At 37.8% G+C, this 20,357-nt stretch carries 22 protein-coding genes; 13 read left to right on the top strand and 9 right to left on the bottom strand.

The features are described 5' to 3' along the window. Together DB42_RS01455 and DB42_RS11095 are read right to left on the bottom strand one after the other, a co-directional pair. Positions 1 to 236: F-box protein (locus tag DB42_RS01455; RefSeq protein WP_044881415.1), on the bottom strand; the 236-nt coding region annotated here is incomplete at its 3' end. Between the two features lie 534 nt (positions 237 to 770). Further along, positions 771 to 2,042, bottom strand: coding sequence for a leucine-rich repeat domain-containing protein (locus DB42_RS11095; RefSeq protein WP_044881413.1), 1,272 nt, complete (start codon positions 2,040 to 2,042; stop codon positions 771 to 773). 170 nt (positions 2,043 to 2,212) lie between these two features. Here DB42_RS11095 and DB42_RS11775 point away from each other — a divergent pair, with 170 nt between their 5' ends. The 3 genes from DB42_RS11775 (at position 2,213) to DB42_RS01440 (ending at position 3,049) form a co-directional block, all read left to right on the top strand. Then, positions 2,213 to 2,389, top strand: coding sequence for a transposase (locus tag DB42_RS11775; RefSeq protein WP_368665333.1), 177 nt, complete (start codon positions 2,213 to 2,215; stop codon positions 2,387 to 2,389). A 141-nt stretch (positions 2,390 to 2,530) separates the two neighbouring features. Further along, positions 2,531 to 2,665 (top strand): transposase, encoded by a 135-nt coding sequence (locus DB42_RS11770; protein WP_080502663.1) that lies wholly within the window; start codon positions 2,531 to 2,533, stop codon positions 2,663 to 2,665. 183 nt (positions 2,666 to 2,848) lie between these two features. After that, positions 2,849 to 3,049 (top strand): hypothetical protein, encoded by a 201-nt coding sequence (locus DB42_RS01440; RefSeq protein WP_044881412.1) that lies wholly within the window; start codon positions 2,849 to 2,851, stop codon positions 3,047 to 3,049. Between the two features lie 310 nt (positions 3,050 to 3,359). Here the strand turns inward: DB42_RS01440 and DB42_RS01435 are convergent, their stop codons facing one another. Next, positions 3,360 to 3,938 (bottom strand): ferritin-like domain-containing protein, encoded by a 579-nt coding sequence (locus DB42_RS01435; protein ID WP_044881411.1) that lies wholly within the window; start codon positions 3,936 to 3,938, stop codon positions 3,360 to 3,362. 704 nt (positions 3,939 to 4,642) lie between these two features. Here DB42_RS01435 and DB42_RS01425 point away from each other — a divergent pair. The 6 genes from DB42_RS01425 to DB42_RS01400 all read left to right on the top strand — a co-directional run bounded on the left by DB42_RS01425 (position 4,643) and on the right by DB42_RS01400 (position 10,011). Continuing rightward, positions 4,643 to 5,074 (top strand): DUF2267 domain-containing protein, encoded by a 432-nt coding sequence (locus tag DB42_RS01425; RefSeq protein WP_039386739.1) that lies wholly within the window; start codon positions 4,643 to 4,645, stop codon positions 5,072 to 5,074. 610 nt (positions 5,075 to 5,684) lie between these two features. After that, positions 5,685 to 6,221 carry a hypothetical protein gene (locus tag DB42_RS01420; protein ID WP_044881409.1) on the top strand — a complete coding sequence of 179 codons (537 nt, stop codon included), beginning with the start codon at positions 5,685 to 5,687 and terminating at the stop codon, positions 6,219 to 6,221. A gap of 196 nt (positions 6,222 to 6,417) precedes the next feature. Further along, positions 6,418 to 6,921 (top strand): hypothetical protein, encoded by a 504-nt coding sequence (locus tag DB42_RS01415; protein WP_044881408.1) that lies wholly within the window; start codon positions 6,418 to 6,420, stop codon positions 6,919 to 6,921. Between the two features lie 79 nt (positions 6,922 to 7,000). Further along, positions 7,001 to 7,879 carry a DUF692 domain-containing protein gene (locus tag DB42_RS01410; RefSeq protein ID WP_042241637.1) on the top strand — a complete coding sequence of 293 codons (879 nt, stop codon included), beginning with the start codon at positions 7,001 to 7,003 and terminating at the stop codon, positions 7,877 to 7,879. 16 nt (positions 7,880 to 7,895) lie between these two features. Continuing rightward, complete coding sequence (locus DB42_RS01405; protein ID WP_052435892.1) at positions 7,896 to 8,786, top strand: putative DNA-binding domain-containing protein; 891 nt, start codon at positions 7,896 to 7,898, stop codon at positions 8,784 to 8,786. After that, complete coding sequence (locus tag DB42_RS01400) at positions 8,770 to 10,011, top strand: RsmB/NOP family class I SAM-dependent RNA methyltransferase (RefSeq protein WP_044881407.1); 1,242 nt, start codon at positions 8,770 to 8,772, stop codon at positions 10,009 to 10,011. Before DB42_RS01405 ends, DB42_RS01400 begins: the two co-directional genes overlap by 17 nt. Before the next feature lie 215 nt (positions 10,012 to 10,226). Here the strand turns inward: DB42_RS01400 and DB42_RS01395 are convergent, their stop codons facing one another. From DB42_RS01395 to DB42_RS10755, 6 genes are all read right to left on the bottom strand, one after another. Then, positions 10,227 to 10,892, bottom strand: a complete 666-nt coding sequence (locus DB42_RS01395) for a hypothetical protein (RefSeq protein ID WP_044881406.1) — start codon at positions 10,890 to 10,892, stop codon at positions 10,227 to 10,229. An 8-nt stretch (positions 10,893 to 10,900) separates the two neighbouring features. Continuing rightward, the gene (locus DB42_RS01390; protein WP_044881405.1) at positions 10,901 to 11,362 is read right to left on the bottom strand and encodes a hypothetical protein; all 462 of its coding nucleotides are present in this window, start codon (positions 11,360 to 11,362) and stop codon (positions 10,901 to 10,903) included. Positions 11,363 to 11,601: 239 nt separating this feature from the next. Further along, the gene (locus tag DB42_RS01385; protein WP_044881404.1) at positions 11,602 to 16,611 is read right to left on the bottom strand and encodes an RHS repeat-associated core domain-containing protein; all 5,010 of its coding nucleotides are present in this window, start codon (positions 16,609 to 16,611) and stop codon (positions 11,602 to 11,604) included. A 613-nt stretch (positions 16,612 to 17,224) separates the two neighbouring features. Then, positions 17,225 to 17,839, bottom strand: coding sequence for an ATP-binding protein (locus DB42_RS10200; RefSeq protein ID WP_080502661.1), 615 nt, complete (start codon positions 17,837 to 17,839; stop codon positions 17,225 to 17,227). A gap of 49 nt (positions 17,840 to 17,888) precedes the next feature. Continuing rightward, positions 17,889 to 18,704 (bottom strand): helix-turn-helix domain-containing protein, encoded by an 816-nt coding sequence (locus DB42_RS01380; protein ID WP_052435890.1) that lies wholly within the window; start codon positions 18,702 to 18,704, stop codon positions 17,889 to 17,891. A 63-nt stretch (positions 18,705 to 18,767) separates the two neighbouring features. Continuing rightward, a complete protein-coding gene (locus DB42_RS10755) occupies positions 18,768 to 18,908 on the bottom strand; it encodes a helix-turn-helix domain-containing protein (protein ID WP_080502660.1) in 141 nt (46 codons plus the stop codon). Between the two features lie 352 nt (positions 18,909 to 19,260). On the opposite strand from DB42_RS10755, the gene DB42_RS01375 reads away from it, so the two are divergent. The 4 genes from DB42_RS01375 to DB42_RS10190 all read left to right on the top strand — a co-directional run bounded on the left by DB42_RS01375 (position 19,261) and on the right by DB42_RS10190 (position 20,348). Continuing rightward, positions 19,261 to 19,455, top strand: coding sequence for a hypothetical protein (locus tag DB42_RS01375; protein WP_044881403.1), 195 nt, complete (start codon positions 19,261 to 19,263; stop codon positions 19,453 to 19,455). 65 nt (positions 19,456 to 19,520) lie between these two features. Further along, complete coding sequence (locus DB42_RS10195; protein ID WP_052435889.1) at positions 19,521 to 19,868, top strand: transposase; 348 nt, start codon at positions 19,521 to 19,523, stop codon at positions 19,866 to 19,868. Next, positions 19,774 to 20,166 (top strand): transposase, encoded by a 393-nt coding sequence (locus tag DB42_RS11765; RefSeq protein WP_080502659.1) that lies wholly within the window; start codon positions 19,774 to 19,776, stop codon positions 20,164 to 20,166. The genes DB42_RS10195 and DB42_RS11765 overlap by 95 nt, the downstream gene beginning before the upstream one ends. Next, positions 20,055 to 20,348, top strand: a complete 294-nt coding sequence (locus tag DB42_RS10190; protein ID WP_052435888.1) for a transposase — start codon at positions 20,055 to 20,057, stop codon at positions 20,346 to 20,348. Before DB42_RS11765 ends, DB42_RS10190 begins: the two co-directional genes overlap by 112 nt. Positions 20,349 to 20,357: the final 9 nt, after the last annotated feature.

Raw genomic sequence — 20,357 nt, 5'->3', positions numbered from 1 at the left:
CCAGGATTGAGTTGATAAACTTTAGCTAACATAAGAGTTCGCGGGGTAGTGGCATTCTTCTTGGGGAAATGAAGCTGTGCTATTTTTTTATAAAGAGAAGGCATCGCTTCAGAAGCTAGCAGATGATGCCATCTTTTACAGACGCTAAATAAGGAAGGAACTGCGCAAGCCTCTAAGATAGGGAGCAGCAATTCACTCGGCAAGCTTTCAATAGATGTGGATGAGATAGGATGCATTTATTTCCTTGGGTAGCGATAACTTTTTTAGCATTTTTATTTTTCAAAGGCAATATAAAAAATTAAAAAAGCAAGTCAAACCAATTCGTAATCTTATCAATGAAAATAACTCACAAATGATCTACCAGCGCTTTTTTTCAGATAGATTCGCGGAAAGGGTGAAGACCTTCCAAGCATTTAGGAGCAGCCGCAGGTATTGGGGATTAAGTGATGCGGCAATTTTGGTTTGGCTAAAAGAATGGAATTGATCTGTGCCTTATTTGAGAAAAACGGCTCTCTTTGGTGCCTTGTTTTAATTCTTCTAGTGAATGATGAAATACAATACGCCAGTTTCTTCCTATCAAAAAAAGTTGTTTTCCCAACATAGCAATCTGCAGAAAAAGAGAGAAGCTCCTTGTCGTTATAAATGTGTAGGTTAGTTTAAGCTTGCATAGTTGCGGGAAGGAGAGCGGATTACTTGTTTAAAGATAAGATGGCTAAAAGTTTTTTATTTCATTTTAGCTCACCCCAATTTAAAAAGTACTTACAACCATTCTACAATTGAAAACGCTGCCTTATTTTTTCGTCGATATCTTTCAAAGGATTTTCCGCTAATTCAAGAATTTGCAGATCAGACAGCTGTCCGATTTCTGCAGGCAGACTGGTGAGCTGGTTTTGATTTAAGTAAAGCTCTTGCAGCTTAGACAGCTGCCCGATTTCTGTAGGAAGACTGGTGAGCTGGTTCTGGTTTAATTGAAGCCGTGTCAGCTTAGACAGCTGCCCGATTTCTGCAGGCAGAGCGGTGAGCTGGTTTTGATTTAATTCAAGCCTTTGCAGCTGAGACAGCTGCTCGATTTCTGCAGGCAGAGCGATGAACTGGTTTTGATTTAAGTCAAGCCCTCGCAGCTGAGACAATTGCCCGATTCCTGTAGGAAGACTAGTGAGCTGGTTTTGGCTTAAGTTAAACCATTGCAGCTTACACAATTGCCCGATTTCTGCAGGCAGAGCAGTGAGGTGGTTTTGATTTAAGTAAAGCTCTTTCAGCTGAGACAATTGCCCAATTTCTGCAGGCAGAGCGGTGAGCTGGTTTTGATTTAAGTTAAGCAGTAGCAGCCGAGACAGCTGCCTGATTTCTGTAGGCAGAGCGGTGAGCTGGTTTTGATTTAAGTTAAGCAGTAGCAGCTGAGACAATTGCCCAATTTCTGTAGGCAGAGCGGTGAGCTGGTTTTGATTTAAGTGAAGCCATTGCAGCTGAGACAATTGACCTATTTCTGAGGGTAAATAAGTCAAGCCTGCTCTAGATAAATACAAAGCCGTGATGTTTTTACAATTTTCTTCAATCCAATCTCTAAGTAGCTCTCCTTTTTTTCCTAGCGGCAAGTGCTTAATTTCTTCTCGGTTCAAGTATTCTTCCCCGCCAGGAAGTTTTTTCCAAAGTAGAAGACGATTAATATTTAAGAGATAAGAAGAGTAATTAGCCAGCGTTAAGCCTCCTTTTTCTTCTGTTTTCCATTTAAATTCTAAAGTTGAAAGAGACTTGGCTAAAGTAAAGATTTGCCTAAAGATTGCATTTACCTTTGCTGCTTCAGAAAGCTTTTCTTCTAGCTTATAAATCCTATCTACAATAAGAGCCTGCTCCTTAACATTTCCTTGAGGAACATGCACTTTACCTATTTGCTTATAAAGAGGGGGCATGACTTCAGAAGCTAGCAGATGATGCCATCTTTTACAGACGTTAAATAAGGAAGGAACTGCGCAAGCCTCTAAGATAGGGAGCAGCAATTCATTGGGCAAGCTTTCAATAGATGTGGATGAGATAGGATGCATTTTATTTCCTTGGATAGTGATAACTTTTCAGTATTTTTATTCTTTAAAGGCAATATATAAAAATTAAAAAAGCAAGTCAAACCAATTAATACTTATTTAAGACGGTCGCTTCGCCAAAGCTTAAGGCAAGTTAACGGGACTTAAGTGCAGCTATAGTCGATAGCTAAAGTATCAAAACAACTGAAAAAAAACGGCTCTGCAGATACGACGGCGGCAAGAAAGTTAAAGGTAGGAAAAGGCACATATGGGTGGATCACTGGGGACTGTTAATAGCAGTTGTAGTAAGCAGCGCGACTTGTAATGGCAGAGATGGGCTAAAAGCGCTATTTTATTTTTTCCAAAAATAAGTTCTATAGCCAAAAAAGATATTTGCCCATACAGGATATAGCGGGGAAGAGATGGAAGTAGAAGCAGCTTTACAGGGTATTGATTTAACAGTCATTAAAAGATCTAAGCTAAAAGGATTTCATCTATAAGCAAAAAGATGGATAGTAGAAAGAACATTTGCCTGGTTTGGCAAATGCTGCAGATTAAATAAGGATTATGAGGCCTTGCCAAACACCAGCCAAGCGTTCCTCTACTTAGCTATGATAGGCCTGATGGTAAGAAGAATGGCCCAATAAATTAATTTAGGAAATGCCTTTAGAAATAAGGCCTCGATTATCAAAGCGTTATTAGAGCACTTTTTTCCCCTTAATGTTTATATGAAAAGGGTTTGGCTTTTATAAAATTAAAATACCTCTTTATTTTTAGATATATGTTGATAAAATGGAGTTGTACTTAATTGCTGAAGGGGAGGTTATGCAATGTCTAAAAATAAAAATCGTGATAAAGATCAAGTGGCCCCTTTTCCCTTTGATAAAATGCCTTATCAGGAAAAAGGAGAGTCGGTGGATGAGCTTAACGATTATGATATGGGCGAGCAAGAACTGGATTTAGGAGAAAGTGAACGCCGTACTCGTCATCGCAGTTTAGGAGATGAAAGAGGAGCGGGGCACGAGCCATAAGGAGCGTGCTGAGTAGGCCATCTGGCATTTAAAGGAGCTTTTAGGAGTAGCCCAGAGGTTAAGAGATGCTATTCCTAAAAGCTCCTGAATAGAAGATAATTATCTGCCACTTCTAAATTTTTTCTAATAAGCTATAATGAAAATTGCATTATAAGTATCGCCTGTATTGCTCCCGCTAAAGGAATTGAGCTTTTAAGCTTCTTTGCATAGGGAGGACTTGCATCTCACATTTAAACGACCAGCTTTTTAAATGTGTATGCGTCCTCTCTGTCAGTATACTCGCACATTTCTACATTAGGCAAAACGATGATTAGCCAGGGGGAAAGGCTGGCAGCTTAATATCACGCCGGGCTATTTCCAAAAGTTTTTCTCCCATACGTTTTTCCTCTTCCAAAGAAAGCTTCATTAAATTGACTATTTCTTTCTGTTTATAATGTTCACACAAGAAACAGATAAGATTATAGCAGGCTATCTCATAATGCTCGACTTTATGAGCAGCACTTATCAAAGCAATATCATTGGAATCTGTATCTGCAAAATGCCTGATTAACTCTTTCCCTTCGTTGAGGATGCCATCCATACCTTTACTACGGTCAGTAAAATTAAGGTCTAATAATGTTTTCATAAGTTCTCTTCCTTTATCAGCAAAATTAGAAATTCCTTGAATTTTGCTAGAGGTGGGATCAATATTTAGCATCCCAAAACTCTGTTGCAATCGTCTTATCTGGTTTTCTGTTTCTAAAATGTGAGAAGAAAAAGCATCTTTTAATGCTTGGTTAGAAGATTGGCTAGCTAATGTCTTTAAATTATCATGGGTTTCTCTTTCAGCATTATAAAGATGTCTAAGGCCTGTTTCTAAGAACAGATCTAAAGCTGAATTTTTTTCCATATAAGCCTCCTTAAAGCTTATTAATTTTTAAAGAAAAATATAATAATACTTAAAATTGTGCTAAAAAATCTCTTAAATGTAGCTGCAGGCTAAATCAGATCACTTTACTCATTCCAGGTAGTGTATTCTTTTTTTTAAAGGGTGCGCTGTTTTTCTCACTTTTATTAGGAGCGCATAGGCTCACCATAACCATTATTACAGTAGTAAATTTAGAAGTCTTTAAAAAAATATAGATAGAGCATTTTCTTTAAGTCCTGTGTAGAAGGTCTTTGGTTACCCTACGTGTTAAATATTTTCCAAAGGATAAAATCGACCTTAGAAAGAAAATTGTTCTCTAGAGGAAGTGCATGCTGAGAATAATTTTTTTCCCTTTTACCATCTATCCAGAGCAAAAATTTTCCGAAAAGCTTTTGTTTTCGATAGAGAGGAAGCCGGTCAAATTTTATTGTTATTACTTACAAGCCATCCACCGATAGGATCAAAATTTTTTTATCTTTTTCAAAAAAGAGCTTGGAAAGATAAAACTGGAAAAGCCAAGCCTAAAGTTTTTTTAAGCTAATTTATCCTAGCTAAGCTAGCTGATGAAAAGATTAGATTTTTAGAAAATTTATAATTGTAGATCTTTTTAATCTTATTTTAACTTGAAAATATAGTTTTCTAGTCTTACGCTATTCTTAAGGTACCTTTAACATAAGGAGGCGGATATGTCAGTAGATGTATTTGAGACAACTTTACAAAAAACTCATGAGTGGCTCAAAGATCTTATGGGATTACTGGGATGGACTGATGAAAAAAAAGCTTATTTGGCTTTAAAAGGAACATTGCAAGCTTTACGTGATCGTTTATCCGTAGAGGTGTCCGCGAAATTAAGTGCTCAATTGCCTATGTTAGTGAGAGGTTTTTATTACGAGGGTTGGAAGCCTTCTATAATGCCCGTTAAGGTTAAAACTACGGAAGAATTTTTAGATTTTGTGGCTTTTCACTTTAATAGCCTAGCGTTGGTACAATATTCGGATGTAGAAAAAATAGTGCGTGCTGTATTCCAAGTAGTTACCCAGCATGTTTCTAAAGGAGAAATTGAACATATCAGGCAAGTTTTGCCTCTTCCTATCGCTGAACTTTGGCCTTCTTCTTAAAGTTAGTAAGACTTTTTATCTTTCTGCTGAAGATGCTGCGAAGAAGAATTTATTGCGCTTTTGCCTTAAGCTCTTTAAGGGGCTTTAAGGCAGAAGCATTGCTATAAATGCTTAAATAAAGCTTTTAAAAGTCTTTATTAGCTATTGCATGGATTACAATCTCTCTCAATTTCTCATTATTTAAATTTTTCTTTTCTATTCTTAAAAAGCTTATCTTATCACCTTATGTAAAGCGTAGGGCTGAGCCAAGTATTCAACTTGTTTTCTTCTCTTAAGGCTATAAATTTTAACTAGCAGGTGGCTTATAAAGAGTTTGTCTTTGCAAGTTCCTTGAGGAAATTATGTACAATGATTCCCTGGTTCTAAAAAACCTAAAGTCTTTCTATTAAAAAGTTTACTTTTGTCTTTTGCTTGCTAGCAGTCTCATCTAAAGCTCTCTTAAGAGCGAATGGCCACCTTTGCCTAGTGTAAAATGCGAGCCTATGAAAAATTTTTCTCTGAAGGACAAAAAAGATAATAAAAAAACTTGCATTTGAGAGAAATGAATGTTAAATGAATATTTTATCTATAAAAGTTGAAGAAAACCCATAAATTTTTTAGGAGTGTTAAAATGAATAAGAAAGATCTCAAAAAACTTGCTTTGCTAGGTATTACAGGTGGCGTAATGATGGCTTCTCACGGTTCTGTTTATGCTGATACTAGCGATCATTTAGCGACCCCTGGAGTACTCATGGCCAGCGGTTGCGGAGCTGGCACATGCGGAAATCAAGGCAAACCCTCTTCTGGTTTAAATCGTGAATCTCGTATCATCGCTGAGGCTGATGAGAGCCTTAAAAGTAGCTCTTCTACTCAATTGATGACGGAAGATCAATTGAAAAGCCAATTGAATGAACAAGGTAAAGAAAATTATAATAGTTTAAATGCAGAAGGAAAAGCATTAGCACAGAAGTTAGCTAGCAGGACATGCAAAGGAAATAATGATTGCAAAGGCTTAAACTCTTGCAAAACAGAGGAACATAGCTGCGCAGGCAAAGGTTCTTGTGCTGGATCAAGCGCTTGCAACTTTAAAGATAAGAATCTTGCTATCAAAGTTGCTGCACAAAAACAAGCCGAAAAACGTGCACAAACCAATCAAGGCTCTAATTAAAATTTGACTCCTAGTGTGTGCATATCTTTAAGTTTTAAATGCTTGGATGTGTGCACACTTTTGGCAGCTTCTAGCGCTAATTAAATAGAATTTAAATTGATAGGCTATTTTATAGGCACTTAACCTTTAAGCTTAGGTTAACTTTTTTTATTCATGATTAAGCTTAAAAAACTTATGATTCTAACGAGGGAGAGAAATGAAGAAAAGAGATCTTAAAAAATTAGCTTTACTTGGTGTGGCAGGCGGTATGATGCTTTCACAATCTGTTCATGCGCAGCAGTCTTCTTCCCACGCTTATCTTACCTTGTTAGCTGCTGCCTCTACTCCTGAAAAAAGCACTCCTACTTCGGCCCCTTCTACGGCTACTACGCAAGCTGAAGTCGACCCTAATGCTGGTAATTTAGGCTATCATTTGATGGATGAGGAGGAGTTGCTGCTTGAGCTTAATGATGAGGGACAGCAAAATTACAAAGCTTTAGATGTAGCTAATCAAAAATTAGCACGGGAAGTGGCCAGCGCACGTTGTGGAAATACCAATCAATGTAAAGGGCTAAATGCTTGTAAAACTGACAAGCATGAGTGTGCTGGACAAGGCTCTTGCAAGGGGCAAGGTAAATGTGCGATTGCAGACAAAAACCTTGCTGTTAAGCTGGTTTATGATAAAATGACGAAAAAAAGGGCACTTGCTAACGGAAATTAAACTTTAAATGCCAGGCCTATATTTCTCTTTCTTAAACTTATGGTAGGAACAAAAAAATTTAAGTATTGCCAGGATGGCTATGAAAAATGCAAACATTCCTAACTTAGGAATTGGAATAGGTTTAAGGCATGTACACTACGAAGATATTTTTCGCTTACAACCTGAGATTGACTGGTTTGAGATTATTAGTGAAAATTTCATGGTGGAAGGTGGCAAGCCTCTTGAAAATCTTGAGAAAATTTTAGCTAAATATCAGGTCGTGCAACATGGAGTAGCTCTAGGAATTGGAAGTGCTGATCCTTTAGACTACAATTATCTAAAAAAGCTTAAAGCCTTAACACGTTTAACGAAGACACCCTGGTTATCAGATCACTTATGCTGGGGGCATCTGCCCGGTGCTCACTATCATGATTTACTTCCTTTGCCTTATACCCAAGAAGTCATCAACTATGTAGCCGAAAGAGCCCGTATCGTACAGGATTATTTAGAAATTCCTTTTGCCCTTGAAAACCTTTCTTCCTATGTAGCTTTTCAAGAGGATGAGATGCCCGAATGGGAATTTTATACGGCTGTTGTAGAGAAAGCTAACATTTTTATGATGTTGGATGTCAACAACATTTATGTTTCTAGCCGCAATCATGGCTTTGATGCCCAAAAATATATCCAAAATCTTCCTTATGATCGTGTATTACAGATACACTTAGCGGGCCATAGCGATCATGGCGATTATGTACTAGATACCCATGATAATTATGTAAGGGATGAAGTGTGGGATTTATATGCTGATATTTATCCCCGCACAGGAGGAGTTTCCACTTTACTTGAATGGGATGATAATTTTCTTAGTTTTCAAGAAACTTGGGATGAGGCTCTAAAAGCAAAAAAGTTTCAGAAATCTTTACATGACAAGGCTAGCCTTGAAAGACCGATGCGTCAATTGCAAGGGGTAGAAGTATGAAGGCTATGGAATTAACATGGAATTAATGTTTGATAAGCAAGTACCCGCTAACCTTAGAAAGCTGCAAGAGTGGTTTGCAAGTATACTGGTAAGGCCTGTTGATCAAGATAGCCGTATGAATCCTATCTCTCCTTCACAAGAAAGCATGGAAGAAGAAGCATTTGACTACATCGTTCCTAGCCCTACTTTAAGGCCCGCTCAACGTATAGAGCTTTACAATCAGCAATATTGGTGGAGGCTTTTAAGCATTTTGCATGATGCCACACCCCTTGTTGTGCGCCTGTTTGGGCATCATGACTTTAATGAAAAAATTGGTAAGCCTTACCTTACTCATTATCCTCCTGATACCTGGTCGTTAAACTTTCTTAGTGACCGGCTTCCTCAATGGATAGAGGAGAGCTATCAGGAAAAGGATAAACAATTAGTATTAGATGCGGCAAGAATTGACGCCGCCTTAAATTATTCTTTTTTTGCTGCCCATTATTCCCCTGTGAATGCCCATACAATAGCGGCAGGGATGGATAAAACTCTTAAACGTCGCATGTGTTTACAGCCTCACGTTTTCTTATTTAATTTACGTTATGATATGTTTACTTTCCGTCAGGAAATGATAAAACAAGAGGTAGAATACTGGGAAAATCACGATTTTCCTAGCCTGGTTCAAGATCGTCCCTATTATTTTGTAGTATACCGTAATGGTGAAAATAATTTACAGTGGGACGAAATTGACTTTTCTGCTTTTCGTTTCCTAAATCTTTTTTCAACAGGAACAAGTCTTGAAGAAGCCTGCGAATGGCTTGAGCAACAAGATGAGCAGCTTTATGCTGAGGCAGCAAGCAAGCTACATCTTTGGCTTCAAGAATGGGTATTCCGGCAATGGCTATATTTTGATGATAAACAGTCGTGAAGCAGCATTTTTCGCCCTTCTGCATTCATTAAAAGGGGAAAGCTTTATTTCCGAATATTTAGGAGAGTGGTTTAAAAAAGAGCAGCCTTCTTCTCAAGATTATCAATTAGCCCATCAAATAGCTTACGGTTCTGCTCAGATGGCTTTAACCTTAGATTATTTGGCTTTGCAGCTCTCTGAAAAGAAAAAGATGCGTTTAAAGTTAAAAGAAAAAGCTTTACTACGTACAGCTTTATATCAATTTTACTTCTTAGATAAGCTTCCTCATTACGCGATTGTGGATGAGTCAATCAAGATTGCAAAGAAACATTTCCATTCTTACTTTGTTGCTTACTTAAATGCTATATTAAGGAAGTTTTCTCTTCTTTCTTTAACTCTACCCCAAGGAATGGATCTACCCTCTCTTAGTATCCGCTATTCCTTTCCTCTTTATTTTATTAAAAATCTTAGCAAGTACTACGGCTTACAGGCGACGACAAAAATTTTAGAAGCTAGCAATAAGCCTGCCTTAACTATGGCTCGGCTAAGAAATATAGTAGAAATTCCGGCAGAGTGGAGCACAGTTATAGAAGAACCAGTCAAGGTCATTACCGTCCCTGCTTCTGAGGTTAAAAGGGTGGCTTCCTCTGCAGATTATTATATCCAAAATGTTACTCCAGCAAGTTTAATAGGAAATCTTTCTCAAGGGATAAGTAAAGCCCCTACTAGCATATTGGATATATGCGCTTCTCCTGGTGGTAAAACCTTGGCTCTTCATGACTTTTTCCCTCAAGCAGCCTTATATGCTAATGATGTCTCCTTGCAAAAAATACAAAAGCTAAAAGACAATTTTGCAAAATATGGTGTGCAAGCTCAAGTAAGCTGCAGTGAAGGCGAGAAGTTAGAACTTGATAAAAAATTTGATCTTATCGTTTTAGATGTGCCTTGCAGTAACAGTGGAGTTTTGAGTAAACGTCCTGAAGCTCGCTGGAGATTAAACGAAGATCAAGCAAAGCAGCTTAAAATCATTCAGCTTAATTTGTTAAAACATGCTGTTCATCTGTTGGAAAATGAAGGCGAAATTTGGTATATGACCTGCAGCATTCTCCCGGAAGAAAATGAAGAGATAGTAGCGCTAGCGTGCCAAGAATTGGATTTAATAAAAAAGAACTTCATTTCCATCTTGCCCAACGCAGAAGGGTGGGATGGAGGCTTTGCCTGCTGTTTAGTTAAGAAATTAAGATAAAAACAGAGAAATTACAGGCTTTTTGAGATCCTCCTTACGCAGTCGCCTGGTTTGCAAATCAATCTCCTCAAGTAGAGAGGCAGCTTTTAGAGGATTGGGTATGCAGGCTCACTTTTTTTTAAGCATATAATAATCCGTATACCCTTCCATCTATTCATCTCTAAACCTTCATCCTATTTCCCTGATTTATTGGATGGAGTTAGCGTTCCCAAAAATTAGTCTGTGATATTTATAATGGTACGAATATGTTGACATAGCAAAGGAATTTCTGAAAAATTTTGGTTTTCTATCTTATTTTTTAAAGTAGAGATTTTATCAGCTAATTCGGTAAGCCTTTTATTTTCGGCAGATCGAAGGGCAGGAGAGGAATTTATCTCTAATAAGGGTTGATAGACCTCTTTTAATTTTTTCATATATCCCTCTAAATCCTCCAAGTCTAAGGGGATAAACTCTTCTAATTCATATTTTGCTAGTTCTTCCCAAGAAAATAAAAGGTCTTGTAAATGTTCACTAGCTTCTTGTAAAGATATATTTTTGGTCTGATTATAAGCTAATAGCCAAGGATCTTGTACATCCATCAATAAATTGTTACTTAAGAAAGTTAAAAATTGTTGCTTGTTTTTCAGATAATTTTCTATATCTTTAATAATTAATTTATATTTTTTATTGTTAGTAGGATGAGTTTTTTTGATTAATTGATAATGTAGTTTTTCTAAGTTAGAAATTATACTAGTTTTAAAAGCACGAGGTACATAATATTTTATACGATTATAAGTATCTATATTTAATTTTAAATGGCTGCTAAAAGTTAAAGTAAACGTTTTTAAAAAAACTGCTCGAGCTGCCAAGTCCTGGTGTGGTCTTTCAATAGGTCCACTCATTTTTTCTCCTAGCTATAATGTTTTTTTACTATTTTTAATAGTTCTGTAAATATTTGTACTCTATCAGAAAACTCTTCTTTTGGGAAAGATAGATTACTGGAGGAGGAGACTTCTAATAAGGAGGATAATACTCCTGGTTCACGGCAAACTTGCAGCAAGTTTTGTGCTCCTCTATGAAAGCCTTGTTCTAAGCATTTCTTAATGGTCTTTCCTTGTTGGTTTAGCTGTTCTTGATAAGTTTCTGCTGCTGCAGGATCATTATTAAGCCTTATATTAATAGAAGTTTTCAAGTTCTTAATAATTTGTTCAGTTAATTCCCCTTTTGCTAACTTCATAAGGCTCGTAGCAATAGTTTTCCAATTTCTACGATTAACCTTAAAATCATGATCAATTAAAGCTATACTTCTCTCTTCATTCGAAGCGTTAGGATTTAAATGGGAAAATAAAAGCAGGGAAGAAGGGAGCTCCAAGAATTTACTCCAGTACAAGAGAGTATTGCTTTGGCAAGGCGTCTTTACAAACATTTTTAGATGCGAAAAAACTTGCACAAGAAAAAATGTTAGATAAGTTACCACTGGTAGAAGTAATTTTTGCCAGATAACGCATGTTCGTCAGGTCAAGTACTGTCTTAAGACATCTTGCCTTAAGTTCTATTTCATTCAAGCACTCCTGAATAAAAAGAGGGTATCTGAACTGCTGCAATATTTTTTTACCTAGCCCTGTAGATTTCTAAAAATTCCTTTCCTAAAGCTTCTAAAAGCTTACGATAAGTGGGAAATCCTAGCTGATGGTCTATGAGGGGAAGACCCCAAGAGCTAGGTAAAAATGTAATATGCTTCTGAGGATCTAAGAAAGATTTAATATAGGTAATGGGATCTAAATAGCAGACCGCATCTCCCAGACTTACATAGTTAATCACATTTTGAAATCCCCCTGCTGCCAGTAGGCAAGGAGATCCAAAAGTATATACGTCTATCATATTTAGCTCCTCAGCTGATAAAAGGCCTTTAGCTCTTAAGGTATCGGAGGCCCCAATACTATGCGCATAATGAATAATTCTTCCTCCGCCTTCCACACCGCCTATTTGTGTTATCAATTCCCGCCATTTTGAAGCAAGCTGTTTAGCTTGAGGAGAAACCCATCCACATCTAACTGCTAGAGATTTTAGAAAATCGTAAGTCCATCCTTCTGTGGGGCGGAAAATGTAGTGGATGTTATTGCCCCCATGAAATTTTGAAATTATTTCTAAGCTATATATGACATCATGGCGAGCATTTAAAATCCCATTAATCAAAGTAATTCTTACGTTGTCATTTATTTCTCCTTGCCCTACCACCCCGGCTTCATTCTTTCCTATATAAAAGCCACAGATGCCTAACGTCAGCTTTCCAAAAATAGCGCTGGCTGTTCCTTCAATCTTCTCATTAAAATTATGTTCTAATGAAAGATGTGTAGACATGAAGGCGTGCATATTGCGAAGTAAGCTGAAAATTTGCTGACCGATATCGGTAACTTGGGAGTAAATAGCGCTCCATAAGTGACTAAAAGAGAATAGGCCATAGGGATCCATGCGATTGATAGGATTATTAGAGGCAAAAGCATATAGGTTAGGGCTTTCCATAGAGCCTAAGGGGTCATGTGTCGTCCATTGGCCTAGGGAAGGATCGTAGTAACGTTTTCCAAAATAAATAAGTCCAGATTCCGGGTCCATTCTTTTACTTGAAAAACGCCATGGATTATTGCAGGAGGGGTTCTCTCTTTCTTCTTCCCCAAAAGCAGAATAATGCGCTTGTTCTATTACGGTTTGATCAGCAAGTGAAATAAGTCCACAGACTGAGCCGCGATGATCATGGAGAGGAACGTATGCTTGATCTTCTATTTCTAATAGGACGGCGCTTCCGATTTCTGCTCCTAGCCCCTCACCTAACACACGCAATTCAGTTATTTGATTTTTATCATTGACTGCTCCAATTTCATTTAGACCATCATAAAGATATTTTTGTTCCCATTTTTTTTCACCATTAGGGGCAAAACATGTCTTTGACAAGCGCCGATGAAAAAGGTCATAAGTATATCGATAAACTTCCCCGTTATCCTGGCGTAGAGCTATCATGCGATTCAAAGCATCATATTCAAAACGAAGTTTGCTGCCTTTCGTTATCTTTTCTTTCAAATTGCCGTTAGCATCATAACCATTTTGGGTGTTATGGTAACCTATTAACTGCCCCAAAGGATTAATTATGCATTCTTCATAATTTTTAGATGTTTGATTTCCTAACCAGTTGTAGGTGTAGGTGTTGCTAAAAAGTCCTGCTTCATTTGTTAGGTAGTTTTGATCATCGTAAATAAAATTGTGCTTATGTTCACCCGTAAGATCTTTAAAAGTGATATTTTCGATAATCTGCGGCTTTTCAGGCAAATAATGAATAGCTTCAGACCAAAAAGGCGTAGAAATATGAGTAAGATAACCTTTGCTATTATAACTACGTAGCTCTTGACCTATGCCGCCTGCCAAGTCACTAATCAGCGGATGGCCATTTAAATTTCGCTCTTGATACTTATGAATCAAGGGATCTTTTAAAAGACGCTGCCTCTCAATTTTTCTAAGATAGAGGTTGTCGTAGCTATACTTAATGGAAGATGTATCAGGAAGATCTAATTGAATGCAACGGTTGAGCTCATCATAATGCCTGGTAGTTTTTAATCCGTTGCCTTGTATTTCTTCTAATAAGCATCCGTCGAGAGAAAAGGTGCGCCGTGTAGATAAGGAATGAACTTTATCTTCAATATGGGTGAGATGCTGGAGAGAATCATAGGAAAGAATATAGTGGATCGTAAGATCAGAAGAATGAAGGGCGGTAAGGTTGCCTAGAGAATCATATTCATAAAAGATTGTCACCCCATCCGGCTTAAGAAGGGCGCTTAGCTGACCTGCCTCATTGTAAGTATAATGGGTAGTCATAGGCCTTACTGTACCAAATCCTTCAATGCATCTAATAAGGCGATTATAAGAATCATAATGCCATACTGTACTGATGGTTTTCCCGTGGCTTAAAAAGTAAGTTTCCTTGGCTTTATGATTATTCGCATCCCACTGTAATTCTTGTAAGAAAAGTATGTCGCCTAGACTGTTCTTTTTGGTTATTTTCACAGGTCTTTTAATCGCATCATAAAGAGTGAGAGTCACATTTCCTGATGGATCAGTCACAGCTTCTTGGAGCACTTGCTGTCCTAGAGAATTGAAAACAAGCTCTTCAAGGGGAGAAGGTTGTACAGGGGTGGGCTCTACCCAAGTCATCTTTTGTATCTTACCCTTGGCATCTTCAAGACGAGTAGATTTTAAATCATTTTTAAAATCATATTCTTTAATAGTAGCAATAAAATTTTCAAGATGGGGGCCATACCATTCTTTAGAAACGGTTTGCTGACCTAAATGATTATATTCATATGTTAATCGCTTACTAATAGTTTTACCTGTCATTTGCTCGAGAGCTTGTAAACGGCCCATATAATCATATTTATAGCAAATTCTTCGATCTGAGGCCTCTCTTGCTTCTAATAAATGGAAGGCATTATGAATAAAAGTAGTGGCTTTGTATAAAGCGCCTGTTTTATCAAAAGCTTCATTTTTAAAGAGTCGCCCTAAAGGGTCACGATGATAAACTGTATAATTTCCTTGAATATCAAAAGCAACTTTTAAGGATCCATCCAAATTATAAATAAATTTTTCCACTCTTTGATCAGGGTAGAGGATAAGGATAGGCTTACCATAAGCATTGTATTGGGTGTAAGTAGTACAACCTTTAGCATCCGTTTGGGCTATCACGCGATTAAGTACGTCGTAGCGTGTCTGCTTAGAGGGATTGATAACGTTAAAGTTTTCGTCCATGACGGCCGGATAAATCACTTGAGTCTCACGACCTAAGCTATCATATTCATAGGTAGTTTGATTACCACACTCATCAATAAATGCTCTCTTATTGCCTTTTAAATCATAATGAAAATAAGTTTTTTTTGTCTGATTATTGTTATCCGAAACTTCACTACTAATTAAACGATTGGCAAAATCATAGGTATGGATAATTTGTTGAAAAATACCTGTAGGGCTGATACATGTTTGTTTTAATAGGTTGCCATTTAAATCATAGCTTTTCTCGGTAAGCCCTTTAACTTCATCTGAGGAAGTAATCAGCTTGTGATGCTCATCGTACGTGTTATTGATGGAATAATAATGTTGATTATTTGCATCGTAATAATCTTCTTGGATAACCTTCGCTTGGTGGTTGTAGTGATAGATGATTTTCATCATAAGGTGAGCTTGGCCGGTCGAAAAATTCAAAGCACTCTCTTCTATCCTTTCTGTTAAGCCTAAGGCAGGATGGCTTGTACGATAACTAATTGTTTTTATATGCCTTTCGCTGACGTTGGTAAGATCATTTATATTCTTTGAAGATCCATCGTCTTTGCCAATGCTGGTGACCTGCCAAGCTTGATTGTAAGAGTAAAATTCTCTTAGAATAATTTTGTTGTTAATACATGTTAACTTGGACTGAAGGTAGGGAGTATTAGGGAAATATGCATAGATTATTTTTTTTCCATTATCTTCTTCTGTGCTCTTTAGAAGATCATTTGCATATTCATAGGTTATGCTATAATGCTCTATCCCATTTTTTAAAGGATAACCGTCATGGCCTATTTGAATAGCTAGCGTGCATGTGCCAGTAAGGTTGCCATATAGGGTTTCTTTAATTAAACGCTGATGGGCGTCATAAGAAAAGGAGTGGGCAATAAGAATAGTACCCTGAGCATCGGCTATATAACGCGTACGAAGCTGCTTGCTGTTTTCCTTTTTCTCTGAAGCTTGAGTCCATATTAATTTTTCTAGGCGAGAAAATTGGCCAGCTGAATCGTAATTTTCAATATCTGTTATATATCCGTCGCAGAAGCGATAAATGGTTTTGCAATTAAGAGCATCATAGACCTCCGTATACCCTTCATGATAAACAAAGCTACGAGTAACAATAGCTGTGGCATCATTTCCTACAGGGCTTTTTTGAACTTTAACTTTCCCGGCATGAGGATGGTCTTTTCCATAATATTCATATTCTATGTAACGGCCCTCCGGTAATTCGCGCCGGCTGATGAGATAACCTTCTTGGGAAGGATGCTTTTGATAGTGATAAGCAATAGAAGGAGAGCTAGAGGAAATGACTTCGGCAATTAAACGAGGATCACGGAAGCGATAGGTGACTTGTTGGTTATCATGGGTTTGAATTATACATTGCTTATAAGGATCATCACTATGTTGAATGTTCAGCCAGCTATAGAGATGCTCATCAGTAAAGTCAGAGGCTTTTACAGCTTTTAAGCGATATTGCTGATCATATTCATACGAGATTTTGTGCGTAGAGGTGAAATGGCCTGCCTCTCCTGGCGTAGATGCGTTAAATAGGTTAGGGAAGTTACACTGCCATCCCGATAAAAAACAGTCTTCTCCTGTGTGATATCTGCGCAGGCTGAGAGGAGCCGGCCCGCTAAGATGTAAATCGTTTTGAGCTTCCGTGTACTGGCCGGTCATGATATTTACTGAATCAAATACATAAGTAGGATTTTGCCACTCATGCAAGGAAGGTAATAATGAAGAAGAGGGGAGCTCTTGCGTATAGGCACCGTAGGAATTGATGAATAAAATAATAAATAAGCAAATAAGCTTTTTCATGAACTAACCAAAATTAAATAACAGAAATAGCTTAACCAAGAATAAACTTAAAGGGCAAGAGACAATCTATTTATAATGAAATTTTATGATTTAAAAATAAAATTTACATATGATTTTTTTAGCTTCTCTTCCTTATATTTTTTTCTGAAATATTTTTCGGCCGATTTCACTTTAGCTTCGCAGGGAGAAAAGAGTTAGCTCAAGTAAAAACGTGCTTGAAGATTGCTTTTAGCTTTCTTATTCAGAAAGCTCAGTTTTTAGCTGATAAAGAAAAGACTTTGTTTCACTAGCTAAACAGATGCCCTAATGGAAAATTGTTGATAAAAAATATCAATTAGAAAAAAGATTAGGTTAAATGCCAGTTAATGACAAATGTCCTTATTTTGAATCAACGTATCGGAATCTGATTCGGTAGATACAAGTTGTAACTGACTAGCAGAAAGAGCAGGCGTATATAGAGACAAAGTAAAAAGTATTAAGAGATAGTATCGTAAAAAAATCATATCTATTTTCTCAACCCTTTTTAGCTGTTTAAAGGTATTGAGTCTAAGGAAAGTTTGATTTTCAAGCAGTAAAAAAAGAGGTTTAAATCGAAAATATTTTAATCTTGGGTTTAATCCTTAGTTTTATCAGTCAATTTATATTTTTGGAGCCTACTATTAGGCTTTTCAGGTAATGTGTAGGTGATTTTTCCCTGATTAAGCAACGAAGAGAGAACTTTTTTTAATCCCCCTGAAATGTGTTTATGTCCCAGGATTTGAGATATTTCACTCTTCGATAAAGATTCTTTTCGAAGCAATCTTATCACTTCTTTTTCCAAGGACTCGGGCCTTGACTCGGGCTTCGACTCGGGCCTTGACTTAGGCCTGACTTTTTCGGCTTCTTCTGCCTGTTCTTCGGGCCTTTTCCCTGTGGCAAAGAAAGACGAGGGCAAGAAAGTGGTCACGACTGATTCCGCTCGCACTTCCCAAGTGGGCTTGGGGTTTCCATTTTCTTTACACCAATCGATAATATTGAGGGTACCCATTCCCCATTTTTCAATAATACCAGCACGATAAAAGACACTGGCAATAATGGGATTCCACGGCTTGGATTCATGAGGTCTTGTCAACTTTTCTGGTGTGATATCAAAGTGCAAGACTCCTGGATTGATGATTTCCAAGCGCATCATACATAGCAATTGCAACAACGCCTCCTGCTGTCGTGTAATCTCTATGGCAGATAGCATTTGCTAAAGTTTCTCTTGTAGCAACAGAAGGATAAAGTGGATAGTCCTCTCATATCATTTTACCAGGAACAACACGTTCCGAAATAGGAACATGATCAAGCAAGAATAATTCGCCTCTTCTTAAAAGATCGAATGCATTCCCCCAATAATCACGATTATCCATAAACCCAGTCAATCGGTCAGAGCCTCTGAAACGAGCGAGCCTTATTGATAGCTGTGGATAGTTTGAGAATAACCTTTCGCTTTTTCCGTATAGGACTACAGCAGCGTTGATAAGACGTCGATCATCGAAAAGTCCTAATCCTCTTAAAATTGATTCAGGATCAGTGTACCAGGGATTTTTCATGCGACCCAGTTTAACCGCGTTTTGTAGGGTGGATTGAATTTCTTCCTCATCTAAATCTTGTATAGTTATCCACTCTGGTGTCAACTCATTTTCCCACCGCCGATACGCATGAAATTTATCTAAAACACGCTTTTCATATTCTCCACGAGGTATAATTTGAGTTGTAGGGCCATGCCGAAGATAGGGCCTGCCATCATAGCAATAAGTACCTAATTTTCCAGATACCCTAACGAGAATGACTGCTTTGTCGCTTCCAATAGCTACAGTTTCGATTTCAGGAAAAGCGGGTGGTTCGATCTTGCGTAACTCTTGAGCAATATCTTCGAGTGTCCTTGCTGTTACTTGTTGGCTCGCTATTTCCCCTTTATCGGAAACTCCAAAGAGCAAAAACCCGCCTAGACCATTAAGCATTGCGCATACTGTTTTAGCAGCTTCTGAACGCTGTCCCGTTGTCTTTTTAAACTCCAGGTTCTCAGATTCGCCTTTTGCAACTGATTTCTGTAGTTCTTCTAGACGCATTATGACTCCCTGCCCTTGGGAAATATAGCCTCCTCTTTGGTCACTTCACCTTTGGTTAACTCTTCAATTTTTTTTGGCTAGCTTTACACTAGGCGAGCGCCTACCGCGCAGAATTTCTTCTAAATGAGTCCGCGAGATGCCTAAATCTTTGGCAAAATCTGTCTGAGAAATCCTTTTACGAAATAGGTATTCGTCTAAATCCATAAAGCTAGCCCCATCCTTTTTAGGGTCAAGTGTACTATTTTTTATAAAATGCAATGTTTTTTGATTTATTAGGTACTTTTTGTTGTGCAAAGTGAACTAAGTGGTATATTTTTCGTGTCAATTAAATCATAACGGAGGATTTATGACACAATTAGCATATAACCCGCCTATAAAAATGCTGATCGATGGCATCCAAGAAGTTCGTGTTCTTGTCGGCTCTCCTGAGAACTAAGCATTACCAACGTTTAGGTCCTGAAGGGATCTTTGCCATCATACAAAAGCAAAAGCCACCGATATCAATCCCTTGGATGCCTTAAACGGTGGAATGTACTACCTCCAAGGCAAAGTCGAGATGTCCGCGTTCATGATGAATCAGCTTATTCGGCAAGCAGGTCATTCTATAAGCAAGGATCCAAAGTTCGATGATACCCAATGTATTCTTCAGGGGAAAAGAACTGACACGGGAGACACTTGGACAAAAATATTCTCAATTGCCGATGCAAAAAGAGCTGGCATTTATCGTGAGGGTACCGGATGGACTAAGTAGTGCTACCTCGTTAAGTGCCTTTCTGATAATAATGTAAGTAAGTTTTATTAATTAAGGAGGGGGCAATGGACCTAGAGCAATTAAATTCCATCCGCGAACAACTTAATGAATGGATCAACGTTTTTAAAGTCTACTTAGGAAGATCGGAAAGAGTTCACTGGTGCAGATTGTACATAGCAGGATTAATATTGGAGGGGGAAAGGAAATCTATCGAACCCATGGCAAAAAGACTTCCTGGAGGAAATGAACAAGCCATTCAACAATTTGTCAATCAAAGTCGTTGGGATTATGCAGCGCTACAGCAACAATTAGCTAAGCATATGGCTCAAAGCATGGGGGTTAAAAAAAGGAGTACTTGTTCTAGACGACACTTCTTTACCCAAAAAGGGAAAGTTCTCGGTAGGGGTAGCTAGGCATGACTGCGGAGCTTTAGGGAAAATTGCCAATTGTCAATCAATCGTCACATCGCATTACTGTGAAAAAGGTAAAGAGCATTTTCCTATCCTAGGTGAATTATTCCTTCCGCAATGCTGGACAAAAAGTAAAAAAAGAATGCAGGCAGCCAAAGTTCCATCGGCAAGGCACAAGTTTTTAAAGAAGTGGGAGCTTGCTTTGCATCTTTTGATGGCATTCTGCACAAAGATTTTCCCTATAAAGCGCTTGTTTTTGATGCCGGTTATGGAGAAAGACGAGAGTTATTGGGAGAATTAGATAAAAGACAGCTAACCTTTGTGGCTCAAATTCCTGAAAATCATAGCTTTTGGCCTATCGATATTCCTTTAAATTCTACCAAGAACATTAAAGGTAGGCCAAGAAAATATCCAGAAGTAGCCGATAGAAACTTTAAGCCCCTTTCTGCCAAGAAGCAGTTTTATTTATTAAAGACATTATAAAAAATTAAA

This window comes from Neochlamydia sp. EPS4 (genome assembly GCF_000813665.1).
Taxonomy (GTDB): domain Bacteria; phylum Chlamydiota; class Chlamydiia; order Chlamydiales; family Parachlamydiaceae; genus Neochlamydia.
This window is presented reverse-complemented; position numbering and strand designations above follow the sequence as displayed.